Here is a 7804-nt window from a genome sequence, read left to right as displayed (position 1 = left end):
CACAAGTAAAAGATAATATCTATATAAATAATTCTTTAGAAACATTAGATACAAAAGAGACGGATAAAGAGCAGATGCGCCAACGAATTTTATTAGATCAGTTTCATGAAGTTCAAGAACAAACATTTTTAAACAAGTCCAGCTTAAAATATATTGCTCTTTTTTCAAATACAATTCAAGAAGCTCATGAAAAAGTTGGCACAATTATTCGAGCTAAAAATAAAGCAGAAAAGGAGTATGATACAGTCTTGTTAGGCGAAGATTATCAAGAAGAAATTGACAAATGTTTACGAAGAGTGATGCATAAAATTAAAACTGATTCTACTGTAAAAAATCCTAAAGGGTTATTTTATAAATCTTTTTACAACTTATTCGTTGAATGTGCAATTGAGAAAAAGAACCAGTTAAATTCAAATAAAATTGAGAATCTGCCAGATATAACTACCCATAATTGGGTTTAAACTGCTTCAAGCAATCACGATTATATTGTATGCAAATTTGCATATTTGTTTATCAATATTGACACTAAATTTTGCTAATGGTATATTCTAAACAAACACAAAAGGGAACACGAGTTCGATTTTGTGCTGTTGATTTTTGTGTTAATTACAATTTACTAGTAAATCTAAAAAATTATTTGCATTATTTTTAAGGGTATGCTATTCTTTTTTTGAAATTATTAGAATTAAAGAATACACCTTCAAATAAATGCAATGTTTGTTGAGTTTCCAGCTTAAAAGTAAGCATGAGAAGCTAGCAGGCAACAAAAAAGAACCGTCTCCATAGGATTGGCAGTCCTAGCGGGAGATTAAGACAATTCAGCTCTCCAAAGCGTATGAATTGCCCTCGGTTCTTTTGTTGCAACCTGCGTTACAACAAACTGTATTATATCAATTTATGCGCAAAAAGAAAAACATTTTTTCTTGATTTCCTTTGAATTCTTTTTCTCTTCTCATTTGAGAAACTGAATTTTGGGACGCTTATTTTGGTATAATCTGTTTTTGCTGTATGTAGGATGTTTCAAAGGGGAGATTGTGCAATTTGGCGCAATCTCCCCTTTTTTTGTTGCGTGCTAACTTTTCATGATGATGCTAAGGAGGAATTTCAGTGATTAAAGTCTTACGTAAAGAGGATATTGGGTATTATGGCGCAAGAGTGACGACATTTTCGTCTAGGGAAAAACGCCAGTTAAGAAATACACGTTCTGAAACGCAAAAAAGCAGTAAAAACTATCGGATTGATGGGTTAGAAGCGATTGAAGTAGAGCATTATTTCGAAGGAACCAAGAAAAAAGTAAGAGAAAGGGCGAGAATTTTGTTAAAAGATGTTTATCCTGAAATTAAACATGTCTATGATCATAACGGTATTTTGATTGGTCGTAGAATTCAACGTGGTGCCCCGTTAAAACCTACGGGAAAAGGAATGAGCAAATTTTTACGTTATGAAAACTAAATAAAAAACGATTTGTCTTCTTGGACGTGCTTGAAAATGTTATGGAACTTTTGGTTGATTTCTGTGATGTGAAAAAGAGAAATGTTGGACACAAGAAGGTGGCGTGAGCGATCAGCGGTTAAAGTTAGGGCAAACGATTGCCAGTCCTTTTTAGAATGAACGAAGGTCGTTCTTAGTCTATGTACAACAACGAATTGGTGCATAGAAGTACACGCTTGCGAATAACTTTTGTAAATGAACAAGAATGATGACGATTCTTGGTAAACAATTGGAGCACGTAGAAAGGATGCCAAAAGGAAAGTAACCTATAGCGCCTAGATTTATCAGAGCAGCTACTAAGGGATCTAGGCTTTGACACTTCTTTTGATAAAAAAGAAAAGGCTTCTCGTAATGGGGAAGCGCTTATCTGGAAAAGGTAGGTTGTGTGCTGCACTACATATAGACACTTGTAATGAAAAACAGGACATTACATTTACCGTTGTCTATTAGGGTTTCTAGTTTCGGACGCCATAAACTAGTCGAAATTAATTTTTAAGTGGGTCCAAGAAGACAAAGTGAAAAATCAGTGCGTGTTTTTGTCTGTTTTATGTTTCTTTATGGCTGGAAGGCTAAACCATAGAAGCAGAGCTACAGGGAAAAATAGCAAGAAAACGCCTAAACTGATTTTATGTAATAAAAAGGCAACAGCGAATACTAAAAATGCAAGAAATAAAATAAAAACAGTTAGTTGCATGGTCGTTCGTCCTTTCGATTTAGTTTCTAAAGCTATTTTAGTAAGGAAATATGATTTTTTCAAAAAAATTGTTTAGAGAAAGCATGAAAGAATTTTACAGGAGGAATCGAAAAATGTTAACTGAGGAATTAGAAAGAGATATTGAAGATTTCATAAACGACTGTTTTGTATGTTGTTTATCTTATAAAAATTAAAAGAAACGATCGCTGTGGCGGAAGTAGATAGACGCAAAGGTGAAGATAGAAAGCGTGATGCGCACTATTGCACCTTGTACAAAACTAGGGTGAGTACATGAGTGGTGCAATCCCACTCCAGCGATATTAAGATTGGCCAATCTTAAAAAAATAATAAAAAGAAAGGATGTGAACACAACCTTTCGGTTAGTTTTGATGGCAATAGATGTTTAACAAAAAAGAACTGAATATCATTTTATTAATGGAAAGTTTTTTGTTTATTTGTTTTTGTGCTAATAAATAGAAAAATAAACTATTTAGTGGACTTGTGCTAAGCTGCTAAATGTGTAACTGAATGTGCAAAAAAATGTGTTAATGGCGAATTTGAATAATTCTGTGCTTATATGTTCAAATTTGTTCTGTGTTTACAATCCTTGCCAGGATATTGTGGAAAATAGCGAATAGTGAAAGGTCGCTCCTTTCGTTGGCGTGTAGCATCTGGGATGCAACGAGCGTATAGCGAGATAAGAGGCAGGTTCGATTCCTGCCACGCCAACAAAAAATATTGAACTTGAAAGGATGAAAAACTGTGTTAGATATTCTGATAAGTAAGAAAATGGAAATGTAGAGGAAGCAACTGGTGAAGGTCGTTTGTTTAGAGTGAAAACTAAGGAGGAAAAACACATGAAATTTTATGAAATTAAATCCCCTTATTATGCATTAATTGCTGCTGAAGACGAAAAACAATGTTTAAAACTTTACAATGAGGTTGTTTGCGATGTAGAGGACGAAAAAGAATTTTTCGATGATATGAAAACAATTGATAAATACGAAGCCTTCAAAATGCTTGCTAAAAATCATATTGAAGATGGTAGAGAATTAGGCGCAGAAGAAGCTTTCAATCAGTTAGAAAATCTTGAAGCAAACGGCGAAGTATTGTTAATCGATAGCGGTTTATTGTAGGAAGGAAACAGCGATGGATAAACAAGAATTGATTGAAGAGTTAGAATGCTTAGAAGTTTCTACGTGTAGCCTTGATTATTTGAAAGGTGCTGACTATGCAAATGAAAGAGCAATTAGCTTAGCAAAACAACTAGACGAACCGAAAAAAGTTGTTTTGCCGAAATTTGTTGCTGATGAGTTAGAAAAGTTAGCAGATAAATATCTAACGTTAAGAGACCTTTAAATAAACAATTTAAAAAACTTGCAGACAATGCTATTGATTTGTATCAAGTGGACTTTTTGTATTCAGGAGAGTTAAGCGGAATTACAACCAATAATCAAAAAGTACGTGTAAACCAAGATGGAACAGAGTTGTTTGTAAATGATAAGAAAATAGAAGGAGAAGCACACAAATGAGTGGCATTCTTTTTGCCTGTGGCTTACTTGTTGGTCTTTTCTTAGGTGTATTTCTAAGTTATCTAGCTTTACACGTTGAGTAACATAGTATTTTTTGACAGTGATGTTCACTGTTTTTACTTATAATAATTGAGAAAATTTTAGGAGGAACTTTATGGGAAGTATTTTTAAAGCCGAAGGAAAAGCTTTGGCAGTGAGAGAAACAGATGTAAAACTTTATTATGATGAAAATAATTATCTTTTTCGGATTTCACTTTTACCAAATAAAGTGTTGGAATTTCAGAAGAATGGTTTGTTGAAGCCAGATCAGTTGAGGGCATATACCCAGATAATTTTGATACATTCAGGCAAGTGTTTGCCGATACCGATTGTACAAGGAAGCCATGGTGTTTGGAAAGATTTGTTTGGATTTGACGTACCAAAATCATCCAAAATAAAGAAACGAAAATTAAACAAGTGGCACCTGAAAGTAAAAAATTAGAAGGAGAAGGTATCATGGCGTATCAATGCAATCAGTTTTATCTATTTGATTATAACTCATTATGGATGGAACCTTATTGGCCAGATTTGTATGTACCCACAGACAAAAATCAAAGAGAGTATTCTTTAGTTTTGTGTTTTAAAACAAATAAAGGATACATTATAGGAGAATTTGCCGATCCTGAAGAATTACTACTTAACCAAGTTAAAGATCAAGCAATGGAAGTTTATTCCTTTGACGTCTTGATACCTATCAAGGAGAATCACCCTTTTGCATTTTACTTTAAACCTACTTTTTCAAAACAGACACTGGTAAACTTTTTTAAGAAAGTCCCGCAGTTAACCAAGTATATAACACAAATAAACGACTTGCTTTAAACAGAATTTTAAAAAAATTTTATAATGTGTTAAAAAAGTTTTCACAAACAGATGTATATACTTCTGTTTGGTAAGAAAAAAATGAAATAAATGGAGGAAAAGTCATGAAGAAAACAAGTAAATTATTGTCTGCATTATTAGTTGTTAGCCAAGTATTTGGTTATACACCAGCAGTTTTTGCAAATGAAGAACCTACGTCGCCGACACTTTCTTCAGAATCTGCGACGGTTCAAGAAGGAAGTACTGGAGGACAAACAGAAGAAACCGTTGATTCTACACCAGAAACAACGCCAGAAGCACCACCAACAGATTCTTCCGCGGAAGAACAACCGACTACGCCTGAACAGCCAGTAGAACCAGAAACGCCTACGGTGCCAGATTCAAGCAAACCAGAAACGACACCCGTAGAACCCGAACAAAAACCAGAAGAAAATCAGCCTGTGGAAGAGTCTAAGCCAACGGATTCTACAACGACACAAACACCACAAAAGCCGACAGAAACGCCGACGAATCAGCCAAATGTATCCACTCAATCTGGTGTTTCTACTAATACAGAAACAAGCACAACAAATCAAGAAACAGCAGCACCTGTTGTAGACGAAGTCAAAGAATACCACCAAGCTCCATCAGCGCCTATTCAAGAGTTAGTGCCAGAAAGTATGCTTTCTTCAGATGGAACCATTCATTTTGAAAAAAATGAAAGTGTGGAACAGTTTATTCAAAAAATTGGAGAAGCAGCTAGAAAAGTGGGCCAAGAAAATGATTTGTATGCTTCCGTTATGATTGCACAAGCAATTTTAGAATCTGCTAGTGGTCAAAGTTTACTATCAAAAGCACCAAATTATAATTTATTTGGCATCAAAGGGACACATAACGGAAAAGGGGTCTCTTTTGCGACACAAGAGGATTTAGGCAATGGAACGCTTTATACTACCCAAGCAACCTTTAGACAATATCAGAGCTACGAAGAGAGCCTGAAAGACTATGCGAAACTCTTAAAAGAAGGGTTGGCAGGTAATGCTTCTTTTTATGAAGGTGTCTGGAAAAGTAAAGCGAAAACCTATCAAGAAGCTACTCAGTATTTGACAGGATGTTATGCGACAGATAGTCAGTACAATCAGAAATTAAATGGTTTAATTGAAACCTACGATTTAACCATGTATGATCATCCGAAAGCGACAGTAGAAATGACAGGATCTGATTTTCCAGCGTATAACGGGGAAAACTATGATACGGCAAACAGCTATGCGTGGGGGAATTGTACGCAATATGTCTATAATCGAATCACTCAATTAGGCAAACACATTGATTTAACGATGGGCAATGGAAAAGATTGGGGAGTGACTGGTCTAGCTCGAGGGTATGAAGTGAGTCGCACACCACAAGCTGGAACAGCTGTTTCTTTCCCTGCGGGTGTGTTAGGCGCAGATCCAGTGTATGGTCATGTCGCATTTGTAGAAAAAGTGAACCAAGACGGTTCTATTTACATTTCTGAAATGAATGTACAAGGTTTAAACGTCGTATCTACTCGTACAATTGCAGCAACTCAAACAAGTATGTTGAGTTATATCATGCCCAAATAAAGAAACAGAGAAAAGCAGACAACGTGTCTGCTTTTCTTTTGTTTCTACGAGAAAGGATTTTGAAAAATGGATGTGTTATTTATTTCACTTGGATATCTAGTAGTTTGTACGCTATTAGGTTTTTGTGTATCAAAATTTACTATGAAAGAAATAGAAAAAAGTGATGCTAAATTTGAAAAGTTAAAAGCAATTCAAGAGTCGTTGGACTTTTTAAAGCAGCTCAACGATGAAATACAACGAGTTCAACTAGAAAATGAAGAATTACGTTCACAAAATCGTGCGTTGCGACAAGCAAACAGTCACTCTGTAGAATTTATGAAGGAAGAAGGTTTAACAAATGAAAAATGATGCTAAAAAAATGTTCCACGAGTTAAAAAGGGAAATGAAAGAAACAAAAAATAAGTGTGTAGCAATCCTAACAAGTTTTTCGTTTTATCATGTTCAATTGATAAATCTTAATTATTTTTTTAGGTATTTTATGAAGATAGAATGTCTATTGTACTCTTTGAATTTTAGTCTACTTTGTTTTGAATTAGACAAAAGTTTTAAACAACAGCTGTTTACAAACGTAGCAGATACAATAAGTAGTGTTTTACTTTTTGTGGTTTTTGTTCAATTTATGTTTTTGGGACTATCAGACTTTAAAAGAGAGCGGTTATGCCGTTTTGTAAAATCTTGCATTGTCTGTTGGTGTATATTGAGAGTTTATTCTGATTGGCAAGGACAAATTTCAAATATCCAAACGTTGGATGATATTCCAAGGGAATTTGTTGTTACCTTCTTTTCCAATTTAGTAACGTTTCTTTTAAGTAGCCTTGCGATTCACCTTTTTTGGAAAAGAGCAAGAAACCATTTAGCTGTTATTACAGATTATAGAGAAAAAAGAGAGGCTGCTTCTATTCCTAAACATATTCAAGATCAAGTTATTTTATCGGATTATGCTAAGCAGATTTTTGTTCCAGTTGATTTCAAAATAGTTGAACATGAGCTTGAAAACCAACCTGCTTATATAGAAGGACAATCTGCTTATACTCATGTAGAAAAATATCTAAGAGAAACATTTGCTACTGTGAAATTGAAGTGGTCAATTATCGAACCGAAAAGTTTATCGGTGCAAGAATGTGTGCTTGAGACTGATTCATCAGTCACTTTAGAAGAATCTGGTGAACGAGGATGAAAAGTAAAGAGACAGTTAAAAAGTGGAAAGCTAATAGTTTCTAAAACAAGAAGCTTTTGAGTAAAGAAAATAAAAAAGAGAAGCAATCATGACTGATTGCTTCAACAGCGTTTTAGAAAATAGTTTCTAATTTTTTTTTTTGAGGTAAGTATGTTATTTATATAACATATTTTTTTTTAAAATTCAATAAAAAATACCAGTCTTTTAGACTGGCAGTCGTAAATTCGATGCGTTGAATTTACTAAGGATTACACTATATGTTTGAGTTTACTGGCCTAACTACTTTATATCAAAAATTTAAAAATTTTTCAATAAAAAATTCACTGCCTCAATAAATGTAGTTGAGACAGTGAAAAATGTGATGGTAGTTAATACAAAGTTAATTATTATTATATAAAAAAAAGAGGAACAGTCAATATAAAAAATACCCAGCCAATCGACCACTGATTGACGGGGTATTTTTATAAAT

8 protein-coding genes, 1 tRNA gene and 3 pseudogenes are annotated in these 7804 nt (G+C 34.1%); all 12 read left to right on the top strand.

Features of this window, described 5'->3' with window-relative positions; genetic code table 11:
• Positions 1–461, top strand: a pseudogene (locus IGJ04_RS15305) (replication initiator protein A); the annotation flags it as partial.
• 646 nt (positions 462–1107) lie between these two features.
• Positions 1108–1452 carry a type IV conjugative transfer system protein TraE gene (gene traE, locus IGJ04_RS15300; protein WP_438840403.1) on the top strand — a complete coding sequence of 115 codons (345 nt, stop codon included), beginning with the start codon at positions 1108–1110 and terminating at the stop codon, positions 1450–1452.
• Between the two features lie 575 nt (positions 1453–2027).
• On the top strand, positions 2028–2261 hold the full coding sequence (locus IGJ04_RS15295; RefSeq protein WP_438840402.1) for a hypothetical protein: 234 nt from the start codon (positions 2028–2030) through the stop codon (positions 2259–2261).
• A 582-nt stretch (positions 2262–2843) separates the two neighbouring features.
• Positions 2844–2914: transfer RNA gene (locus tag IGJ04_RS15290), tRNA-Arg, on the top strand.
• Between the two features lie 62 nt (positions 2915–2976).
• A pseudogene (locus IGJ04_RS15285) lies at positions 2977–3321 on the top strand (hypothetical protein); the annotation flags it as partial.
• A 13-nt stretch (positions 3322–3334) separates the two neighbouring features.
• Positions 3335–3508, top strand: a pseudogene (locus tag IGJ04_RS15280) (DUF1642 domain-containing protein); the annotation flags it as partial.
• Between the two features lie 83 nt (positions 3509–3591).
• Complete coding sequence (locus tag IGJ04_RS15275) at positions 3592–3717, top strand: hypothetical protein (RefSeq protein WP_438840401.1); 126 nt, start codon at positions 3592–3594, stop codon at positions 3715–3717.
• Between the two features lie 154 nt (positions 3718–3871).
• Positions 3872–4198 carry a hypothetical protein gene (locus IGJ04_RS15270; RefSeq protein ID WP_101732215.1) on the top strand — a complete coding sequence of 109 codons (327 nt, stop codon included), beginning with the start codon at positions 3872–3874 and terminating at the stop codon, positions 4196–4198.
• Positions 4174–4575 (top strand): hypothetical protein, encoded by a 402-nt coding sequence (locus IGJ04_RS15265; protein WP_137274120.1) that lies wholly within the window; start codon positions 4174–4176, stop codon positions 4573–4575. Before IGJ04_RS15270 ends, IGJ04_RS15265 begins: the two co-directional genes overlap by 25 nt.
• A gap of 104 nt (positions 4576–4679) precedes the next feature.
• A complete protein-coding gene (locus IGJ04_RS15260) occupies positions 4680–6158 on the top strand; it encodes a glucosaminidase domain-containing protein (RefSeq protein WP_438840400.1) in 1479 nt (492 codons plus the stop codon).
• Between the two features lie 66 nt (positions 6159–6224).
• Positions 6225–6506: a hypothetical protein gene (locus IGJ04_RS15255; RefSeq protein WP_202579714.1), complete on the top strand. Its 282-nt coding sequence runs from the start codon at positions 6225–6227 to the stop codon at positions 6504–6506.
• Positions 6496–7335, top strand: coding sequence for a hypothetical protein (locus IGJ04_RS15250; RefSeq protein WP_438760890.1), 840 nt, complete (start codon positions 6496–6498; stop codon positions 7333–7335). Before IGJ04_RS15255 ends, IGJ04_RS15250 begins: the two co-directional genes overlap by 11 nt.
• Positions 7336–7804 lie beyond the last annotated feature (469 nt).

The sequence above is a fragment of the Enterococcus sp. AZ050 genome (genome assembly GCF_051715085.1).
GTDB lineage: Bacteria > Bacillota > Bacilli > Lactobacillales > Enterococcaceae > Enterococcus > Enterococcus faecalis.
Note: the sequence above shows the minus strand (reverse complement) of the source record. Positions and strands in the feature narration are given on the sequence as shown.